14 protein-coding genes and 2 pseudogenes are annotated in these 19,096 nt (G+C 70.5%); 8 read left to right on the top strand and 8 right to left on the bottom strand.

Annotated features, from left to right (window positions below; translation table 11 throughout):
• Positions 1-3: 3 nt before the first annotated feature.
• From IG08_RS0123800 to IG08_RS0123815, 4 genes and pseudogenes are all read left to right on the top strand, one after another.
• Positions 4-816, top strand: a complete 813-nt coding sequence (locus tag IG08_RS0123800) for a PaaX family transcriptional regulator (protein WP_030605906.1) — start codon at positions 4-6, stop codon at positions 814-816.
• A 75-nt stretch (positions 817-891) separates the two neighbouring features.
• Positions 892-1,482: pseudogene (gene cysC, locus IG08_RS0123805) on the top strand (adenylyl-sulfate kinase); the annotation flags it as partial.
• Positions 1,479-2,334, top strand: a pseudogene (cysD, locus tag IG08_RS54400) (sulfate adenylyltransferase subunit CysD). The pseudogenes cysC and cysD, both read left to right, overlap by 4 nt.
• 2 nt (positions 2,335-2,336) lie before the next feature.
• The gene (locus IG08_RS0123815; RefSeq protein ID WP_030605910.1) at positions 2,337-3,566 is read left to right on the top strand and encodes a sulfate adenylyltransferase subunit 1; all 1,230 of its coding nucleotides are present in this window, start codon (positions 2,337-2,339) and stop codon (positions 3,564-3,566) included.
• Between the two features lie 27 nt (positions 3,567-3,593).
• Here IG08_RS0123815 and IG08_RS0123820 read toward each other — a convergent pair whose 3' ends face one another.
• Entirely contained in the window at positions 3,594-5,960 is a 2,367-nt protein-coding gene (locus IG08_RS0123820) for a bifunctional salicylyl-CoA 5-hydroxylase/oxidoreductase (RefSeq protein WP_030605912.1), read from the bottom strand.
• Between the two features lie 2 nt (positions 5,961-5,962).
• Positions 5,963-6,790, bottom strand: a complete 828-nt coding sequence (locus IG08_RS0123825; RefSeq protein WP_030605914.1) for an enoyl-CoA hydratase family protein — start codon at positions 6,788-6,790, stop codon at positions 5,963-5,965.
• Positions 6,791-7,110: 320 nt separating this feature from the next.
• On the opposite strand from IG08_RS0123825, the gene IG08_RS0123830 reads away from it, so the two are divergent.
• Positions 7,111-7,563, top strand: coding sequence for an ATP-binding protein (locus tag IG08_RS0123830; RefSeq protein WP_030605916.1), 453 nt, complete (start codon positions 7,111-7,113; stop codon positions 7,561-7,563).
• On the opposite strand, the gene IG08_RS0123835 is transcribed toward IG08_RS0123830, so the two are convergent.
• From IG08_RS0123835 to IG08_RS0123845, 3 genes are all read right to left on the bottom strand, one after another.
• Entirely contained in the window at positions 7,523-8,956 is a 1,434-nt protein-coding gene (locus tag IG08_RS0123835) for an amino acid permease (RefSeq protein WP_030605917.1), read from the bottom strand. The genes IG08_RS0123830 and IG08_RS0123835 overlap by 41 nt on opposite strands.
• A 95-nt stretch (positions 8,957-9,051) precedes the next feature.
• Entirely contained in the window at positions 9,052-10,059 is a 1,008-nt protein-coding gene (argF, locus tag IG08_RS0123840; protein WP_030605919.1) for an ornithine carbamoyltransferase, read from the bottom strand.
• A 76-nt stretch (positions 10,060-10,135) separates the two neighbouring features.
• The gene (locus IG08_RS0123845; RefSeq protein ID WP_030605921.1) at positions 10,136-11,359 is read right to left on the bottom strand and encodes an arginine deiminase; all 1,224 of its coding nucleotides are present in this window, start codon (positions 11,357-11,359) and stop codon (positions 10,136-10,138) included.
• 130 nt (positions 11,360-11,489) lie between these two features.
• On the opposite strand from IG08_RS0123845, the gene IG08_RS0123850 reads away from it, so the two are divergent.
• Both IG08_RS0123850 and IG08_RS0123855 read left to right on the top strand, forming a co-directional pair.
• Positions 11,490-12,488 (top strand): SPFH domain-containing protein, encoded by a 999-nt coding sequence (locus IG08_RS0123850; RefSeq protein ID WP_030605923.1) that lies wholly within the window; start codon positions 11,490-11,492, stop codon positions 12,486-12,488.
• Entirely contained in the window at positions 12,485-13,378 is an 894-nt protein-coding gene (locus IG08_RS0123855) for an NAD(+)/NADH kinase (RefSeq protein WP_030605924.1), read from the top strand. Before IG08_RS0123850 ends, IG08_RS0123855 begins: the two co-directional genes overlap by 4 nt.
• Before the next feature lie 37 nt (positions 13,379-13,415).
• Here the strand turns inward: IG08_RS0123855 and IG08_RS0123860 are convergent, their stop codons facing one another.
• Both IG08_RS0123860 and IG08_RS0123865 read right to left on the bottom strand, forming a co-directional pair.
• Positions 13,416-15,962 (bottom strand): polynucleotide kinase-phosphatase, encoded by a 2,547-nt coding sequence (locus IG08_RS0123860; RefSeq protein WP_030605926.1) that lies wholly within the window; start codon positions 15,960-15,962, stop codon positions 13,416-13,418.
• Positions 15,959-17,431 (bottom strand): 3' terminal RNA ribose 2'-O-methyltransferase Hen1, encoded by a 1,473-nt coding sequence (locus IG08_RS0123865; RefSeq protein WP_030605928.1) that lies wholly within the window; start codon positions 17,429-17,431, stop codon positions 15,959-15,961. The genes IG08_RS0123860 and IG08_RS0123865 overlap by 4 nt, the downstream gene beginning before the upstream one ends.
• Before the next feature lie 208 nt (positions 17,432-17,639).
• Between IG08_RS0123865 and IG08_RS0123870 the strand changes: the two genes are divergently transcribed.
• On the top strand, positions 17,640-18,593 hold the full coding sequence (locus IG08_RS0123870; RefSeq protein WP_030605930.1) for a hypothetical protein: 954 nt from the start codon (positions 17,640-17,642) through the stop codon (positions 18,591-18,593).
• Here the strand turns inward: IG08_RS0123870 and IG08_RS60725 are convergent.
• Positions 18,583-18,930 (bottom strand): hypothetical protein, encoded by a 348-nt coding sequence (locus tag IG08_RS60725; protein WP_030605932.1) that lies wholly within the window; start codon positions 18,928-18,930, stop codon positions 18,583-18,585. The genes IG08_RS0123870 and IG08_RS60725 overlap by 11 nt on opposite strands.
• Between the last annotated feature and the right edge of the window lie 166 nt (positions 18,931-19,096).

Raw genomic sequence — 19,096 nt, forward strand, 5'->3', positions numbered from 1 at the left:
AAGATGATCAACGTGTCCGACCAGCATGCCCCACGGTCTCTCATCGTCACGCTCTACGGCGCGTACGGACGCTTCGTGCCCGGCCCGGTGCCGGTCGCCGAGCTGATCCGGCTGCTGGCCGCGGTCGGCGTGGACGCCCCCTCCGTACGCTCGTCCGTGTCCCGGCTCAAACGGCGCGGGCTGCTCGTGCCCGCCCGTACGGCGCAGGGCGCGGCCGGGTACGAGCCGTCGCCGGACGCCCGCCAGTTGCTCGATGACGGCGACCGGCGCATCTACGCCACCGTGCCGCCCGCGGACGAGGGCTGGGTGCTCGCCGTGTTCTCCGTGCCGGAGTCGGAGCGGCAGAAGCGGCACGTGCTGCGTTCGCGGCTGGCCGGTCTCGGCTTCGGGACCGCGACCCCCGGGGTGTGGATCGCCCCGGCGCGGCTGTACGAGGAGGCCCGGCACACCCTCCAGCGGCTGCGGCTGGACCCGTACGTCGACTTCTTCCGCGGCGAGCACCTCGGCTTCGCACCGACCGCCGAGGCCGTGGCCCGTTGGTGGGACCTGGCCGCGATCGCCAAGGAGCACGAGGCGTTCCTCGACCGCCACGCGCGCGTGCTGCACGACTGGGAGCAGCGCGAGGACACCCCGCCGGAGGAGGCCTACCGCGACTACCTCCTCGCCCTGGACTCCTGGCGGCACCTCCCCTACACCGACCCCGGCCTGCCCGCCCACCTGCTTCCCGAGGACTGGCCGGGCGCCCGGTCGGCGGCGGTGTTCCGGGGGCTGCACCGGCGGCTGCGGGACGCGGGAGCCGTGTTCGCGGGTGTGTGACCTCAGGCACATCACAGGCCCCTAAGGGAACGCTCAGGTTCCTCTGTCCCTCTTCTCAAGTTTCTTACCTACTGTCCCTCGGGTCGTAAGGAAGAGGGAAGAGGACTGTTGCGCATGACCACCACGGCAAGGGCTCAGGGAGCCACCGTCTGGCTCACCGGGCTGCCGAGCGCGGGCAAGACGACCATCGCCCGTCTCCTCGGTGACCGGCTGAAGGCCGAGGGACACCGCGTGGAGGTCCTCGACGGCGACGAGATCCGCCGCTTCCTCTCCGCGGGCCTGGGCTTCTCCCGGGAGGACCGCAACACGAACGTGCAGCGCATCGGGCTCGTCTCCGAGGTGCTCGCGCGCAACGGCGTCCTGTCCGTCGTCCCGGTGATCGCGCCGTACGCCGACAGCCGCGAGGCCGTGCGCAAGCGGCACGAGGCGAGCGCGACGCCGTACATCGAGGTGCATGTCGCGACCCCGGTCGAGGTCTGCAGCGAGCGGGACGTGAAGGGGCTGTACGCCAGGCAGGCGGCGGGCGAGCTGTCCGGGCTGACCGGTATCGACGACCCGTACGAGCCGCCGGTGGACCCCGCGCTCGTGCTGCCGACGCAAGTGCAGTCGCCGCGGGAGTCGGCCGACACCGTGTACGCGCTGCTGGCCGAGCGGGGGCTGGTATGAGCGACTTCACCCTCTCCCACCTGGACGCACTCGAGTCCGAGGCCGTCCACATCTTCCGCGAGGTGGCGGGCGAGTTCGAGCGGCCGGTGATCCTGTTCTCCGGCGGCAAGGACTCCATCGTCATGCTGCACCTGGCGCTGAAGGCCTTCGCCCCCGCGGCGATCCCCTTCTCGCTGCTGCACGTCGACACGGGGCACAACTTCCCCGAGGTCCTGGAGTACCGCGACCGTGTGGCCGCCACACATGGGCTGCGCCTCCATGTGGCCTCCGTACAGGACTACATCGACCGCGGCGTGCTGCGCGAACGTCCCGACGGGACGCGCAACCCGCTGCAGACCCTGCCGCTCACCGAGAAGATCCAGTCCGAGCGCTTCGACGCCGTGTTCGGCGGTGGTCGGCGAGACGAGGAGAAGGCCCGGGCCAAGGAGCGGGTGTTCTCCCTGCGCGACGAGTTCTCGCAGTGGGACCCGCGCCGCCAGCGGCCCGAGCTGTGGAACCTCCAGCAACTGGACCGAACTCGACGTCTGGCAGTACATCGCCCGCGAGGAGATAGAGCTCCCGGAGATCTACTACGCCCACGGCCGCGAGGTGTTCCAGCGGGCCGGGATGTGGCTGACCGCCGGCGAGTGGGGCGGCCCCAAGGCCGGCGAGACCGTCGAGAAGAGGCAGGTCCGGTACCGCACGGTCGGCGACATGTCCTGCACCGGCGCCGTCGACTCCGACGCCGACACCATCGAGAAGGTGATCGCCGAGATCGCCGCCTCCCGGCTCACCGAGCGCGGTGCGACCCGCGCCGACGACAAGATGTCCGAGGCCGCGATGGAAGACCGTAAGCGCGAGGGGTACTTCTAAGCATGACCGCCACCACTGACATGACCGCCACGACTATCGACACCCTCCGTTTCGCCACGGCCGGTTCCGTCGACGACGGCAAGTCCACGCTTGTCGGCCGGCTGCTGCACGACTCCAAGTCGGTGCTCGCCGACCAGCTGGAGGCCGTGGAGCACGCCTCCCGCAACCGTGGCCAGGAGACCCCCGACCTGGCCCTTCTCACGGACGGTCTGCGTGCCGAGCGCGAGCAGGGCATCACCATCGACGTGGCCTACCGCTACTTCGCCACCCCGCGCCGCCGGTTCATCCTCGCCGACACCCCCGGCCACGTGCAGTACACCCGCAACATGGTCACCGGCGCCTCCACCGCCGAGCTGGCGATCATCCTGATCGACGCCCGCAACGGCGTGGTCGAGCAGACCCGACGCCATGCCGCCGTGGCCGCCATGCTCCGCGTCCCGAACGTGGTCCTGGCCGTCAACAAGATGGACCTGGTCGGGTACGAGGAGAAGGAGTTCGACCGGATCGTCGAGGACTTCGCGGGCCACGCGGCCGAGCTGGGCCTGCCCGGCTTCACGCCGATCCCGGTCTCCGCGCTCGTCGGCGACAACGTCGTGGACCGCTCGGCGCACATGGACTGGTACGACGGTCCGGCCCTCCTGGAGTTCCTGGAGAACGTCCCGGTCGGTACCGAGGCCGCCGACGCCCCGGCCCGCTTCCCGGTGCAGTACGTGATCCGGGATGGCGAAGTCCGCTACTACGCGGGCCAGTTGGTGTCGGGCACGCTGCGGGTCGGCGACCGCGTCACCGTGCATCCGTCCGGCGAGACCTCCGAGATCACCGGCATCGACGTGCTCGGGACCGCTCAGGAGGTGGCCTACGCGCCGCAGTCGGTCAGCGTCCGGCTCGCCGACCAGCGGGACGTCTCGCGCGGCGACATGATCACCGCCGGGGTCGACGTCCCGGCGCTCACGCGGGATGTGCAGGCATCCGTCTGCCACCTGGCCGACCGTCCGCTGCGGGTCGGCGACCGGGTCCTGGTCCGGCACACCACCCGGACCGTCAAGGCGATCGTCAAGGACCTGGCCGGCGCGACCGAGCTGTCCGCGAACGACCTGGGCCGGGTCACCCTGCGCACCGCCGAGCCGCTCGCGCTCGACGACTACGCGGTCTCCCGGCGCACCGGCGCGTTCATCCTGATCGACCCGGCGGACGGGGCGACGCTGACGGCGGGCATGGTCGAACTGTCGTAATCCGCTGAATCCGTTACCGAGACGCCCTCAAGTCCCCAGCGTCAGCCGGGGCTTGGGGGCGTCCGTGCGTCCGCTCTGGGGGCGGCGACTGCCCGCCCGGTACGGGGCCGGCCAGCCGACACCCGGACCGTCATAACCCTGCTCGGCCGCCGCGTGCAGCGTCCAGTGCGGGTCGTAGAGGTGGGGGCGGGCCAGCGCGCAGAGGTCTGTACGCCCGGCCAGGATCAGGGAGTTGACGTCGTCCCAGGAGGAGATCGCGCCGACCGCGATCACCGGGACGCCGGTCTCGTGGCGGATACGGTCCGCGAACGGCGTCTGGTACGACCGTCCGTACTCCGGCTGCTCCTCGGCCACGACCTGCCCGGTGGACACGTCGATCGCGTCGGCACCATGCGCGGCGAAGGCGCGGGCGATCTCGACGGCGTCCTCGGCCGAAGTCCCCTCCTCGGCCCAGTCGGTGGCGGAGATACGGACAGTCACGGGCCGATCCTGTGGCCACACGCCACGTACGGCGTCGAAGACCTCCAGCGGGAAGCGGAGCCGTTTCGCGAGCGAGCCGCCGTAGGCGTCGGTGCGGCGGTTGGTCAGCGGGGAGAGGAAGCCGGAGAGCAAGTAGCCGTGGGCGCAGTGGAGTTCGAGGAGGTCGAAGCCGGCGCGGGCGGCACGCCAAGCGGCGGCCATGAACTGCTCGCGGATGTCGGCGAGTTGGGCGCGGGTCAGCTCGCGTGGGGTCTGGCTGAAGGGTTTGTACGGGATCGGGGAGGCGGCCACGAGGGGCCAGTTGCCGTCGGGGAGAGGCTCGTCGATGCCCTCCCACATCAGCTTGGTCGAGCCCTTGCGCCCGCTGTGGCCGAGCTGCACGCCGAGCGCGGTACCCGGGGCCTGGGTGTGCACGAAGTCGGCGATCCGGGTCCAGGCCTCGGCCTGCCTTCCGTTGTAGAGGCCGGTGCAGCCGGGCGTGATCCGGCCCTCCTCGCTGACGCACACCATCTCGGTCATCACGAGGCCCGCCCCGCCGAGGGCCCTGGCCCCCAGGTGGACGAGGTGGAAGTCGCCGGGGAGTCCGTCGGTGGCCGAGTACATGTCCATGGGCGACACGACGACCCGGTTGCGCAGGGTCAGCTCACGCAGCCGGAACGGAGTGAACATCGGGGGTGTGCCGGGCGGACAGCCGAACTCGCGCTCCACGGCCGAGGTGAAGTGGGAGTCGCGCAGGCGCAGGTTGTCGTGGGTGACCCGGCGACTGCGGGTGAGGAGGTTGAAGGCGAACTGGCGGGGCGGCTGGTCGAGGTAGAGACCGAGGTTCTCGAACCACTCCAGGCTGGCGCGGGCGGCGCGCTGGGTGGAGGCGACGACGGGTTTGCGCTCCTCTTCGTAGGCCGCCAACGCCCTTTCCAAGGAAGGCTGTTCCTCCAGGCAAGCGGCCAGCGCGAGGGCGTCCTCGACGGCCAGTTTGGTCCCCGAGCCGATGGAGAAGTGGGCGGTGTGGGCGGCGTCGCCGAGCAGGACGATGTTGCCGTGGGACCAGTGTTCGTTCACGACCGTGCGGAACGTGGTCCACGCGGACTTGTTGGAGCGGAGGGAGCGCCCGCCGAGCGCTTCCGCGAAGATCTTGGCGCAGTGTTCCACGGACTCCGTCTCGTCCAGTTCCTCGAAACCTGCTGCCCGCCAGACGTCCTCGTGCATCTCGACGATGACGGTCGAGGCGTCGGGTGCGTACGGGTAGCCGTGCAGCTGCATCACGCCGTGCTCGGTCTCGGCGATCTCGAAGCGGAAGGCGTCGAAGGCGAAGTCCGCGGCGAGCCAGATGTAGCGGCAGCGGTGGGTGGTCACATGGGGGCGGAACACATGGGCGTGGGCCTCGCGGGTGGTGCTGTTGACTCCGTCGGCTGCGATGACGAGGTCGTACGTCTCCGGGAGGTGAGCCGGGGCCTCGGAGCGGAAGCGGAGCTCTACGCTCAAGGCGCGGCAGCGGTCGTGCAGGATCTCCAGGAGGCGTTTCCTGCCCAGGGCGGCGAAGCCGTGTCCTCCGGAGGTGTGGCGGGTGTTGCGGTGGACGATGTCGATGTCGTCCCAGCGGGTGAAGTGCTGCTGGAGGGCTGCGTAGACCTTGGGGTCGGCGTGTTCTATGCCGCCCAGGGTTTCGTCGGAGAGGACAACTCCGAAGCCGAAGGTGTCGTCGGGGGCGTTGCGTTCCCAGACGGTGACCTCGCGGTCGGGGCGGAGACGTTTCAGCAGGGCGGCGGCGTAGAGGCCACCGGGGCCGCCGCCGATGATCGCGATGCGTTGGGGGTGGCTGATCGTCGTCGGCGGCTGCGGGTCCGTTGTGGCTGGTCGCGCCCACGCGGCGGTAGCCGCAGATTCAATACAGCCCCGCGCCCCTGAGGGTGACATCGTCACCGCCCCTGCCACTTCGGAGGGCGCTTTTCCTTGAAGGACGCGTGGAACTCGGCGTAATCCTCGCCGTGCATCAACAGGGCCTGCGTCGAGGCGTCCAGCTCGACGCTGGCCGCCAGGGGCATGTCCAGCTCGGCCGTCAGCAAGGCCTTCGTCTGGGCGTACGCCAATGCCGGGCCCTCGGCCAGGCGGCGGGCGAGTGCCTGCGCGGCCTCGTCCGCCCGGCCCTCGTCCGTCAGTTCGCTGATCAGGCCGATGCGCTCGGCCTCGGAGGCGCGGACCGGCTCGCCCAGCATCAGCAGGCGGGTCGCGTGGCCGAGGCCGACCACCCGGGGCAACAGATAGGCCGCGCCCATGTCGCCGCCGGACAGGCCGACGCGGGTGAACAGGAACGCGAAGCGCGCCGAGGGATCCGCCACCCGGAAGTCCGCGGCCAGGGCCAGCACCGACCCCGCGCCCGCCGCCACCCCGTGCACCGCCGCGATCACCGGGAACGGGCACTCCCGTACGGCCCGCACGACCTGCCCGGTCATCCGGTTGAAGTCGAGCAGTTGGGCGGTGTCCATCGACAGGGTCGCGCCGATGATCTCGTCGACGTCGCCGCCGGAGCAGAAGCCGCGGCCCTCGCCGGCCAGCACCAGGGCCCGTACGGTCCGCTCCCGGGACAGCTCGGCGAGCAGGTCGCGCAGGTCGGCGTAGGCGCCGAAGGTGAGCGCGTTGAGTTTGTCGGGGCGGGCGAGGGTGACGGTAGCGACGCCGTCCGCGAGGTCCACGCGCAGGTGCTCCCAGCGGGCGGTCCGGGCGGCGGAACCGGTGAAGGGACTCATGTCGTGCGGCCTCCTCGCATGAGGTGCGCTCTATCCCTGCATGAGGTGCGCTCTACCCTTCGAAGCTATCACCCATCTTTGACTGTCGTCACGAGTGCGCGATAGCCCTGTCCTCGTATGACCTGAACACGACCTGAACACGTCCCGTCCGTCACGAGTCGTCGATAGCCCGGTAACGACGGGAGAAGCCGTGCGAGGCAAGCCGTTGCTACGGGTAAGCCGCCCGGTAACGGGGCCGAAGGTCCCGTACGGTGACCGTCGGACGCCTCTGCCGGGCGGCGCCGTACCATTCATAAGGTTGAAAGCAGGACAGCCTGCTCATGAACGGACCCGCCTTGCAAGATCGCCCTTCCGCCTCCGCCTCCTGGCGCATCGCACTGCCGCACTCCGCCGCGGCCGTGCCCGTGGCCCGCGCTCTCGTGCGCACCGCGCTGGCAGAGCTGGAGCACGGGGCGGACTGCGACACCGCGGAACTGCTGACGGCCGAGCTGGTCGCGAACGCCGTGGAGCACACCACCGGGGACAGCCCCATAGAGCTGGTCGTCGAGCTGCTGCCCGGCGGCTGCCAGGTCGAGGTGCACGACCCGGACCCGGCGCCGCCCGGCAACCTCACCCGTCCGGTGGACACCGAGCCCGACCCCTGGCAGGAGCACGGGCGCGGCCTGCTGCTGATCCGCGCCCTCAGCTCGTCCTGCGGGCACCGCCCCACCGAGTCCGGCAAGGCGGTCTGGTTCAGACTGCCAGTGGTTCCGCGGCAGTGGCGTCCGGCGTGACCGGGGCCTGGGTGAGCCGGGAGTTCCGGCGCCCGTAGCCGACGTAGACCAGGAATCCGACGGCCAGGAACACCGCGAACTGGAGCCAGGTCGTCCCGCCCGTCTCGTACATCAGGTAGAGACAGAAGCCGACGCCGAGCAACGGTGTCACGGGGTACAGCGGCACCCGGAAGGTACGGGCGAGGCCCGGCTCCCGGCGTCGTAGCGCGATCACCGCGATGTTGACGACGGCCATCACGGCGAGCGTGCCGATGGTGCAGAGGTTGACCACCGAGTCCAGCGACGCGAAGGCGGCCGGGACCGCGAAGACGACCGCGACGATCAGGGTGCCGGCGACCGGCGTCGAGGTCTTCGGCGAGACCTTCTCGAAGACACGCGGGATCAGTCCGTCCCGGGACATGGACATGAGGATGCGGGTCTGGCCGTACATCACGGCCAGCACCACCGAGGCGATGGCGACGACCGCGCCGAACGCGATGACGCCTCCGCCCACCGAAGAGCCGGTGACCTCGTTGACGACGTACGACAGCGCGGCGGGCCGGCCGCCGACCTCGTCGCCGCCGATGGCGCCGATCGCGGCGACGGCGACCGCGCAGTACAGCAGGGTGACCAGGCCGATGCAGACGAGGATCGCGACGGGGATGTCCCGACGCGGGTTCTTCGCCTCCTCGCCGGCCGTGGTGATCGCGTCGAAGCCGATGTACGAGAAGAACGCGGCCGTGGTGCCCGCGCCGATGCCGCCGAGGCCGGCCGGGGAGAACGGCGTGAGGTTGCCGTCCCTGAAGGCGGTGAACCCGATCGCGCAGAAGGCGACCAGGATCGCGAGCTTCAACACCGCCATCGCGGCCGTCGCGCGGGCGCTCTCGCGCACTCCGCGGACCAGGAGTACGGCGGCCATGGCGATGACGATCACGGCGGGGAGGTTGATCACTCCGCCGTCGCCGGGTCCGGCCGAGAGGGCTTCGGGCAGGTGCAGCCCGACGAGGCTGTCGAGGAGCTCGTTGACGTACTGGCTCCAGCCGACCGCGACGGCCGACACGGAGACGCCGTACTCGAGGAGCAGACACCAGCCGACCAGGAAGGCCGTGGTCTCGCCGAGTCCGGCGTAGGCGAAGGAGTACGACGATCCGGAGACCGGGATCGCGCCGCCCAGCTCGGCGAAGGCGAACGCGGTGAACACGCAGGTGATCGCGGCGAGGACGAAGGAGACGATGACGGCCGGGCCAGCCTGGGCGACCGAATCGGAGAGTCCGACGAAGATGCCGGTGCCGACGATCGCGCCGAGGCCGAAGCAGATCAGCTGGAAGAGGCCCATCGTGCGACGGAGACCGTGGCCCTCGCGGTCGGTGCCGGATTCGGCGACGAGGAGGGCGGGGGACTTTCTGCGGGGCATGCGGGTGGTGCTCGTTTCTCAGTGGTGCGACGGGTGGTCGCGGGCGGCGGCCGCGGAAGGGGTGGCTCCGGGCCGCCGGACAGCATAAGGCCTGTTCAGGCGAGGGTCGCGACCATGACGGCCTTGATGGTGTGCAGGCGGTTCTCGGCCTCGTCGAAGACGACCGAGTGCGCCGACTCGAAGACCTCGTCGGTGACTTCCAGGGAGTCGAGGCCGTGGCTCTCGTATATGTCCTGGCCGACCTTCGTGCCCAGGTCGTGGAAGGCCGGCAGGCAGTGCAGGAACTTGACGTCCGGGTTGCCGGTGGCGCGCAGGACGTCCATGGTCACGGCGTACGGGCCGAGGGCGGCGATCCGCTCGTCCCAGACCTCCTTGGGCTCACCCATGGAGACCCAGACATCGGTGGCGACGAAGTCGGCACCCGCGACGCCCTCGGCCACGGACTCGGTGAGCGTGACGCGGGCGCCGCTGGTCTCGGCGAGCTCCTGGGCCCGGTCGACGATGTCCTGGGCGGGCCAGTAGGACTTCGGGGCGACGACGCGGACGTCCATGCCGAGCAGGGCGCCGGTGATCAGGTAGGAGTTGCCCATGTTGAAGCGGGCGTCGCCCAGGTAGGCGAAGGCGATGTCCGTCAGGGGCTTGGCGCTGTGCTCGGTCATGGTGAGCACGTCGGCGAGCATCTGGGTGGGGTGCCAGTCGTCGGTGAGGCCGTTGTAGACGGGGACGCCGGCGAACGCGGCCAGCTCCTCCACCTTCTGCTGGCTGTCCCCGCGGTACTCGATCCCGTCGTACATCCGGCCCAGCACACGCGCGGTGTCCTTCACGGACTCCTTGTGCCCGATCTGCGAGCCCGACGGGTCCAGGTACGTCGTCGAGGCGCCCTGGTCGGCGGCCGCGACCTCGAACGCGCAGCGCGTGCGCGTCGAGGTCTTCTCGAAGATCAGCGCGATGTTCCTGCCCTGGAGATGCCGTGCCTCGGTCCCGGCCTTCTTCGCGGCCTTGAGTTCCGCGGCCAGCTCGATCAGACCGAGGAACTCCTGCCCGGTGAAGTCGAGCTCCTTGAGGAAGTGGCGCCCGGCGAGGGCGGTCGGGACAGTCGCCATGGGGACGCTCCAGAGGGACGAGAACAGGACTCTGGAAGTCTATACGACATTCAGCATTTCTATACAGTCTGCCTTTCTATACCGCCCCCCTCTCCACCGGACAGCTCATGCAGCGCGGTCCGCCCCTCCCCCGGCCCAGCTCGCTGCCCGGGATCTCGATCACCTCGATGCCCTGCTTGCGCAGATGCGTGTTGGTGGTGGCGTTCCGCTCATAGGCGACGACGACGCCGGGCTCGACGGCGAGCACGTTGCAGCCGTCGTCCCACTGCTCACGCTCGGCCGCGTGCACGTCCTGGGTCGCGGTCAGCACGCGGATCTGGTCCAGCCCGAGGGCGGCGGCGATCGCGCGGTGCATGTGCTCCGGCGGATGGTCGGTGACCTTCAACTCCTTGTCGCCGACGCCGGGTTCGATGGTGTACGAGCGGAGCATGCCGAGCCCGGCGTACTGGGTGAAGGTGTCACCGTCGACCATCGTCATCACGGTGTCGAGGTGCATGAAGGCGCGCCGTTTCGGCATGTCGAGGGCCACGATCGTCTGTGCGGAGCCCGCGGCGAACAGCTTGTGCGCAAGCATCTCGACGGCCTGGGGGGTGGTCCGCTCGCTCATGCCGATGAGCACGGCGCCGTTGCCGATGACGAGCACGTCCCCGCCCTCGATGGTGGAGGGGTAGTCGGCCTGCCCCTCGGACCAGACGTGGAACGTTTCGTCACGGAACTGCGGGTGATGCCGGTAGATCGCCTCGAAGTGCACGGTCTCCCGCTGCCGGGCCGGCCAGCGCATGGCGTTGATGGAGACGCCGTCGTAGATCCAGGCCGAGGTGTCGCGGGTGAAGAGGTGGTTGGGCAGCGGGCCGAGCAGGAAGTCGTCGAGGTCCATGACATGGAAGCGCACGGAGGCCGGCTCCGGGTGCGCGTCCAGGAACTCCCGCTTGGTCATCCCGCCGACGAGGGCCTCGGCCAGCTCCCCGGCGGGCAGCGTCTCGAAGGCGGCCCGGAGGTGGTCGGTGGCGAGCGGACCGTACTCCTTCTCGTCGAAGACCCGGTCCAGGACGAGCGCGCGGGCCGCCGGGACCTCCAGGGCCTCGGTGAGCAGGTCACCGAAGAGGTGGACGGTGACGCCACGGTCGCGCAGCACGTCGGCGAACCCGTCGTGCTCGGCACGCGCCCGGCGCACCCACAGCACGTCATCGAAGAGCAACGCGTCCTTGTTGCTGGGCGTGAGCCTTTTGAGCTCGAGATCCGGCCGGTGCAGGATGACGCGGCGCAGCCGCCCGAACTCGGAGTCGACATGGAATCCCATGACTCCATCCTGACCATCGGGGAGCGTCTTGACGCTCCCCTCGCCCGTTTCTTGAGCCTTCTTATTTTCGTCCTCTTGACGATAAGCACCTCAACGGCTTATCGTCGATACGACGACAAGGAGGAGCCTCGTGGCCGACATCACCCGGCGCCTGGGCTGGCGCCACCTGCGCGGCGCACCCACGGCACACATCCGGCACCACCGCGGCGGACAGCTGCTGCACGAAGGGCCCGGGCTGAGCTTCTGGTTCCGCGCACTGACCGCCGCGCTCTCCGAAGTGCCGGTCGACGACCGGGAGTTGGCCATGACCTTCCACGCCCGTACGTCCGACTTCCAGGACGTGTCGGTGCAGGCGACGGTCACCTACCGGATCGGCGACCCGGCCGTCGCCGCCGCACGCCTCGACTTCTCGATCGACCCCGACACGGGGGCGTGGCGGGGCGCGCCTCTGGAACAGCTCGGGACGCTGCTGACGGAGACGGCCCAGCAGCACGCACTCGACGTGCTCGCCCGTACGCCGCTGTCGTCCGCGCTGGTCGACGGCGTGGTGGCGGTGCGCGAGCGGATCGCGGCGGGACTGGGCGCGGAACCCCGGCTGCCGGACACGGGCATCGAGGTGGTGGCCGTCCGCGTGATGGCGCTGCGCCCCGAGCCGGAGGTGGAGCGGGCGTTGCGCACCCCCGCCCGCGAGCAGATCCAGCAGGAGGCCGACCGGGCGACGTACGAACGGCGGGCCGTGGCCGTCGAGCGGGAGCGGGCCATCGCCGAGAACGAGCTGGACAGCCAGATCGAACTCGCCCGGCGCGAGGAGCAGTTGGTCGATCAGCGCGGCACGAACGCCCGCCGCGAGGCGGAGGAGCATGCGGCGGCGGATGCGGTACGGGCGGAGGCGGAGGCGGTGCGTTCGGTACGGCTGGCTCGTGCCGAGGCCGAAGGGGCACGCGAGGTCGGTGAGGCGCGGGCTCAGGCACAGGCCGCGTGGCTGCAGGTGCACGCCGACGTGGACGTGGCGACACTGCACGCGCTCACCGGGACACGGCTCGCGGAGAACCTGCCGCACATCGACAGCGTGACGGTGTCGCCGGATGTGCTGACGGGTCTGCTCTCCAGACTGGGAGCGCCGGAGTGACTCTTGCCCCGCGAGTCGTCCTCGTCCACCGCACCACGGAGTACGAGGAGTTGGTGGCCCGGCACGGCACGCACGGCCAGGCCGCCTTCTTCCTGTCCTCCCGGGGCCGGGACATCGAGGAGGTCGCCGAACGCCACCGCCGGACCAGGCGGGCACTGGCGGAGGTCACCTCCACGATTCCACTGACCTGGCGTCAGGCCCGGGTGGAACGAGCCGACTTGGACCGTTTCCTGTTCGCCCCCGAGGACGTGGTGGTCGTGGTCGGGCAGGACGGGCTGGTGGCGAACGTGGCCAAGTACCTGGCGGGACAACCGGTGTTGGGCATCGACACGGATCCGGGACGCAACCCCGGCGTGCTGGTACGGCACCGGCCCGCCGACGCGACGGCACTGCTGCCGGCGGCCCTCACGAGCCACGTGGACGAACTCACCATGGTCGAGGCCGTCGCCGACGACACACAGCGACTGGTCGCGCTCAACGAGATCTATCTCGGAGCCGTCGGACACCAGACGGCCAGATACCGCCTGGGTCTGGAGGGCGACGGGGGTGTCGTCGAGGCCCAGGCATCCTCCGGGGTACTGGTGGGGACGGGGACCGGAGCGACCGGGTGGCTCCGGTCCGTCTGGCAGGAGCGGGGCAGCACCCTGCCCCTCCCCCGCCCCACCGAGGACCGCCTGCTGTGGTTCGTCCGCGAGGCCTGGCCCTCACCGGCCACCGGCACGTCACTGGTGGCCGGCGAACTCCCGGCACGAGCATCCCTGCACCTCACCGTCGAGTCCGAACGGCTGATCGCCTTCGGCGACGGCGTGGAGACGGACGCCCTGGAACTGACCTGGGGGCAGAGCGTCCGGGTGGGGGTGTGCGGAGAGCGGCTGCGGTTGGTCGGCTGACCGGCCGACGTGATTCGGCCGGCCGGTCAGTCAACCGTCACAGCCGCGGGTCCACCGGCTCCGACTCCAGCGCCAGCACCCCGAACACCGCCTCGTGCACCCGCCACAGCGGCTCGCCCTCGGCGAGGCGGTCCAGGGCCTCCAGGCCCAGCGCGTATTCGCGGGTCGCGAGCGAGCGCTTGTGGTTGAGGAACCTCTTGCGGAGGCGGGCGAGGTTCTCCGGGCGGGTGTACTCCGGGCCGTAGATGATCCGGAGGTACTCGCGGCCGCGGCACTTGATACCGGGCTGCACCAGGCGGCCCTCCGCACTGCGCACCACGGCACCGACCGGCTTGACGACCATGCCCTCGCCGCCCCGGCCGGTCATCTCCAGCCACCAGTCGACGCCCGCCTGGACCGACTCGGGGTCGGCCGTGTCGACGTACAGGCGGCGGGTGGTCTGCAGGAGACCGGTGCCGTCGTGCTCCACCAGGCGGTCCAGCAGGGCCAGTTGCTCGTCGTGCGGGAGGCCGGCGAGGCTGCGGCCCTGGACCGCGAGGATCTGGAACGGTGCCAGGCGGACGCCCTCGAGGCCGTCCGTGGTCCAGCAGTAGCGGCGGTAGGCGTCGGTGAACTTCGAGGCGGTGTCGGCCCGTTCACGCTGGCGGGCCAGCAGGTCCGACACGTCGACCCCTCGGTCCGCCGCGCCCTGCAGCGCGGCCAGCGTGCCCGGGAACACCGCTCCGGAGGCGGCGCCGACGGCCGCGTACTGCGATCGCAGCAGGCCGGCGGCCTTCAGCGACCACGGCATCAGCTCGGCGTCCAACAGGAGCCAGTCCGTGTCGAGTTCGGCCCACAGGCCTGCCTCGCCGATCGCGGTTCGGAGCCGTCCGAGGATCTCCTCCGTCACCGACTCGTCATCGAAGAACGGGCGGCCCGTGCGGGTGTACAGCGAGCCCGTCGGCCCGTCGACGCCGAAGCGCTTCCTCGCCGTTTCCGCGTCCCGGCACACCAGGGCCACCGCCCGCGAGCCCATGTGCTTCTCCTCGCACACGACCCGGCCGACACCGTCCTGCGCGTACTGCGCGAAGGCCTCCGCCGGGTGCTCCAAGTAGCCCTCGATGTGCGAAGTCGCCGTCGGAGCCATCGTCGGCGGGAGGTACGGCAGCAGGCGCGGGTCCACCGCGAAACGGCTCATGACCTCCAGGGCCGCGGCCGCGTTCTCCTCACGGACCGCGACGCGGCCCGCGTGCCGGGTCTCGACCGCCCGGCGGCCATACACGTCGGCCAGGTCGAGCGGCCGGCCGTCGTGGCCGCCGGGGGCCTCGGTCCGCAGCGGCTTCGCCGGCTCGTACCAGACCTTCTCCGCCGGTACGTCGACCAGCTCCCGCTCCGGCCAGCGCAGCGCGGTCAGCTTGCCGCCGAAGACGGCGCCGGTGTCCAGGCAGATCGTGTTGTTGAGCCAGGTGGCCTCCGGGACCGGGGTGTGGCCGTAGACCACGGCGGCCCGGCCTCGGTAGTCCTCCGCCCACGGGTAGCGCACCGGCAGCCCGAACTCGTCGGTCTCGCCGGTCGTGTCGCCGTACAGCGCGTGCGAGCGGACCCGGCCGGAGGTGCGGCCGTGGTACTTCTCCGGCAGGCCGGCGTGGCAGACGACCAGGCGGCCGCCGTCGAGGACGTAGTGGCTGACGAGCCCGTCGATGAACTCCCGTACCTGCGCGCGGAACTCATCGCTCTCGCCCTCCATCTGCTCGATGGTCTCGGCGAGGCCGTGGGTGTGCTGGACCTTGCGGCCCTTGAGGTGACGGCCGTACTTGTTCTCGTGGTTGCCGGGGACGCACAGGGCGTTGCCCGAGCCCACCATCGACATCACGCGGCGCAGGACGCCCGGGCTGTCGGGGCCCCGGTCGACGAGGTCGCCGACGAAGACCGCGGTGCGGCCGTCCGGGTGGACGCCGTCGACATAGCCCAACTTGCCGAGGAGCGACTCCAGTTCGGAGGCGCAGCCGTGGATGTCGCCGACGATGTCGAAGGGGCCGGTGAGGTGGGTCAGGTCGTTGAAGCGCTTCTCGGTGACGACGGTGGCGTTCTCGGCGTCCTCCACGCCCCGCAGGATGTGCACCTTGCGGAAGCCCTCGCGCTCCAAGTGCCGTACGGAACGGCGGAGTTCGCGGATGTGGCGCTGGATGACGCGGCGCGGCATGTCGGCCCGGTCGGTGCGGGACGCGTTGCGCTCGGCACACACCTCCTCGGGCACGTCGAGCACGATCGCGATGGGCAGCACGTCGTACTTCCTCGCCAGGTCGATCAGCTGACGCCTGCTGTCCTGCTGCACGTTGGTCGCGTCCACGACGGTACGGCGGCCCGCGGCGAGGCGCTTGCCCGCGATGTAGTGCAGGACGTCGAAGGCGTCGCGGCTCGCGCTCTGGTCGTTCTCGTCGTCGGCGACCAGGCCGCGGCAGAAGTCGGACGAGATCACCTCGGTCGGCTTGAAGTGCCGGCGGGCGAAGGTGGACTTGCCGGAGCCGGAGGCGCCGACGAGGACGACGAGGGAGAGGTCGGTGACGGGCAGGACCCGCCCCTTGCGCTCAGTTGTCTCGGTCATGCTGCCTTCGCCTCCTTCTCGTTCACGTTGCTCTTGATCTCAAACACAGCCATCTGCGTGGGCGGCCCCACCTCCGGGTCGTCCGGACCGACGGGCACGAACTCCACGCCGTAGCCGTGCCGTTCGGCCACCGCGTCCGCCCAGGCCCGGAACTCCGCGCGCGTCCACTCGAAGCGGTGGTCGCCGTGCCGGACGTGTCCGGCCGGGAGGCTCTCCCAGCGGACGTTGTACTCGACGTTCGGGGTGGTCACGAGGACGGTCCTCGGGCGGGCCGAGCCGAACACCGCGTACTCCAGGGCGGGCAGCCGCGGCAGGTCGAGGTGCTCGACGACCTCGCTGAGCACGGCGGCGTCGTACCCCTTGAGCCGGTTGTCGGTGTACGCCAGCGAGCCCTGGAAGAGCTGGACGCGCGAGGCCTGCCGCTCCCCCATGCGGTCCAGCTTCAGCCGCCGGGAGGCGATGGTGAGCGCGCGCATCGACACGTCGACGCCGACGATCTCGGTGAACCGCACGTCCTTCAGCAGCGCCTGCACCAACTGGCCCTGCCCGCACCCGAGATCGAGGACACGAGAGGCTCCGGACGTACGCAGCGCCTCGATGATCGCGTCCCGACGCTGCACGGCGAGCGGGGTCGGCCGCTCCTCGGCCTCGGTCTCCGCCTCGACGGCGTTGTCGATCTCCTCGACCTCGCTGTCGTCCGCCTCGGCCAGCCGCACCAGCTCAAGGCGTTCCATCGCCTCGCGGGTCAGCGACCAACGGCGGGACAGGTACCGGCTGGTGATCAGCTTCTGCTCGGGGTGGTCGGGCAGCCAGCCCTCACCGGCCCTGAGCAGCTTGTCGACCTCGTCGGACGACACCCAGTAGTGCTTGGCGTCGTCGAGGACGGGGAGCAGGACATAGAGGTGACGCAGGGCCTCGGCGACGGTGAGTCGCGCGGACTCCAGTTCGAGACGCACGTACCGCGAGTCGCCCCACTCCGGGAACTCGGCATCCAGCGCCACGGGCTCGGCGGTGACCGTCCAGCCGAGCGGCTCGAACAGATTCCGTACGAGGTCCGGGCCGCCGCGGGCCGGCAGCGCGGGCACCTCGATGCGCAACGGCCTTGCCTGCGCCGGGAGTTCGGGGCGCGCGCTGCACACACCCCGCATCGCGCTGGAGAACACGCCGCTCAGCGCCACGGCGAGCAGCGAGGAGGCGGCGTACGGCCGGTCGTTGACGTACTGCGCGAGCGCCGCGTCCGGGGCACCTCCGCGCCCCTTGCCCTTGCCCCGCCGCACCAGCGCCACCGCGTCGACCTCCAGCAACAGCGCCGCCGTGCAGCGCCCGGCATCCGCCTCGGGGTAGAGGACGTGCGCCGTGCCGTAGGACGTGGAGAACGCCTGCGCCTTCTCGGGATGCTTGTGCAGCAGGAAGCCGAGGTCGGTGGCGGGGCTCTCTGGAGTGCCGGTGGTACTGATCGTCAGGAACAATGTGGTTACACCTCGAAGATGCCGATGGATCCCGGCAAGGGAAGAACGCGTCTGTAACGTACAGCGAAAACCGCTGCTCACACCCGGGATTTTCCACCCGTCCAGGCGCCCGGCCGTCCGCTCGGCCCTTCGCTCAGCCGGAGGAATGCAATCCGGCGCCGCCTCCCGTGCGAACCGTGAGAGACACCCGCTCAGGGAGGAGGAGCGAATGATCTCGGCAGTTCGCAGGACCATCGTCGCTACGGCCGTCTGCGCGGCCTCCGTGACCGGCACGAGCGGCGCCGCGCAGGCCGCCCCCACGCCCGGGTACCACGCGTTCGTGCTGGACAAGGGCCGTTACACCAGCGCCGATTCGCCGGATCCGGCGGCGCAGTTGTGCGCCTTCGGCATCGACCACCGCGGCCGTGTCTCCGGCGAGTACGAGCGAGCCACTGACGAGTCCGGTTTCGTGCGCGACCCGTCCGGTGAGGTCACCGTGTTCGACGTCCCCGGGGCGAAGGGAACCGAGGCCATCAAGATCAACGACCGTGGTGAGGTGGTGGGCCACTACAGCACCGACACCGGCTTGGTGAACGACTCGGCCAAGCCCCACGGCTTCCTGCGGAACAGCCGGGGCGCCTTCGCCACGATCGACATGCCCGGTGCGGCGTACACACTGCCGCAGGGGCTGAACAACCGCGGACAGGTGGTCGGCGTCTACGTCGACGCCAAGGGCACCGGGCACGGCTTCCGTTGGGAGCGGGGGCGTTTCACCACGATCGACGTCCCCGGCGCCGCCGGGACCGAGATCCTCGACGTCAACGACCGGGGCCAGATGGTGGGCGACTACCTCGACAGGTCCGGGAGGGCGCTGGGCTTCCTGCTGGACAAGGGGCACGTCACCACGATCGACCCGCGTGGGACCCGGTACACCCTGGCGTTCGGGATCAACGACCGTGGCCGGATCGTGGGTGCCACCGTCAACGCGGACCAGACGCAGGTGCGCGGCTTCCTGCTGACCCAGGGCCCGGGCGGCCCGGTCACGCCGGTCGCCTTTCCCGGCGCCGACCGCACCGTGCCCGGAGACGTCAACGAGCGCGGCGCGATCGGCGGTTGCTACTACAAGGAGCCCCCGGCCGCAGGAATCACAGAGGCCACAGGAATCACAGGGGTCACAGGGTGAAGGGGATGACCTGTCCGTCCGTCTCGATGTAGGCGCCGCTGATCCTGAGAGCGTCGTAGCAGCCGTGGCTGCTGAAGACCTGCACCCACTGGCCGGCGGGCACGGTGACGGAGATGTCCTTCGCCTCACCGACGGTGAAGCCGTCGTGACAGGTGTAGACGCCTGCGGTCTGGGTCATGACCGAGTCGCCGTCGGTGATGGTGACGCGCAGGGTGCCCGTGACATCGGCCTGGGCCGCGGCCGACGCGGGTGTCGCGACGGCCAGTGCACCTGCCACGGCGAGCCCCGCGGCCAGGGCGGAGACGCGGGTACGGCGGAGAGCGGGACGAAGACGCATGAAGACTCCGGATTCTCGGCTCCGGATGCCCGGGCGGCTCCGGAGTGGGGGTGCCTCGAAACGGTGGTCCGACGCTGCGCGGCAGCGCCGTACCGGATTATTGAACGTTCCACACCTCACCCGACACACTGGCTTCGGCCATGTTCCGGTGCACCAATGGACGCGT

Origin of the sequence: Streptomyces fulvoviolaceus, assembly GCF_000718165.1 — a bacterium.
Lineage (GTDB): Bacteria > Actinomycetota > Actinomycetes > Streptomycetales > Streptomycetaceae > Streptomyces > Streptomyces fulvoviolaceus.

Excerpts from the sequence above, each read along its gene's own strand:
- IG08_RS0123800 (WP_030605906.1), top strand. The coding sequence starts at position 4 with ATGATCAACGTGTCCGACCAGCATGCCCCACGGTCTCTCATCGTCACG.
- IG08_RS0123815 (WP_030605910.1), top strand. The coding sequence starts at position 2,337 with ATGACCGCCACCACTGACATGACCGCCACGACTATCGACACCCTCCGT.
- IG08_RS0123820 (WP_030605912.1), bottom strand. The coding sequence starts at position 5,960 with ATGTCACCCTCAGGGGCGCGGGGCTGTATTGAATCTGCGGCTACCGCC.
- IG08_RS0123825 (WP_030605914.1), bottom strand. The coding sequence starts at position 6,790 with ATGAGTCCCTTCACCGGTTCCGCCGCCCGGACCGCCCGCTGGGAGCAC.
- IG08_RS0123830 (WP_030605916.1), top strand. The coding sequence starts at position 7,111 with ATGAACGGACCCGCCTTGCAAGATCGCCCTTCCGCCTCCGCCTCCTGG.
- IG08_RS0123835 (WP_030605917.1), bottom strand. The coding sequence starts at position 8,956 with ATGCCCCGCAGAAAGTCCCCCGCCCTCCTCGTCGCCGAATCCGGCACC.
- argF (WP_030605919.1), bottom strand. The coding sequence starts at position 10,059 with ATGGCGACTGTCCCGACCGCCCTCGCCGGGCGCCACTTCCTCAAGGAG.
- IG08_RS0123845 (WP_030605921.1), bottom strand. The coding sequence starts at position 11,359 with ATGGGATTCCATGTCGACTCCGAGTTCGGGCGGCTGCGCCGCGTCATC.
- IG08_RS0123860 (WP_030605926.1), bottom strand. The coding sequence starts at position 15,962 with ATGACCGAGACAACTGAGCGCAAGGGGCGGGTCCTGCCCGTCACCGAC.
- IG08_RS0123870 (WP_030605930.1), top strand. The coding sequence starts at position 17,640 with ATGATCTCGGCAGTTCGCAGGACCATCGTCGCTACGGCCGTCTGCGCG.
- IG08_RS60725 (WP_030605932.1), bottom strand. The coding sequence starts at position 18,930 with ATGCGTCTTCGTCCCGCTCTCCGCCGTACCCGCGTCTCCGCCCTGGCC.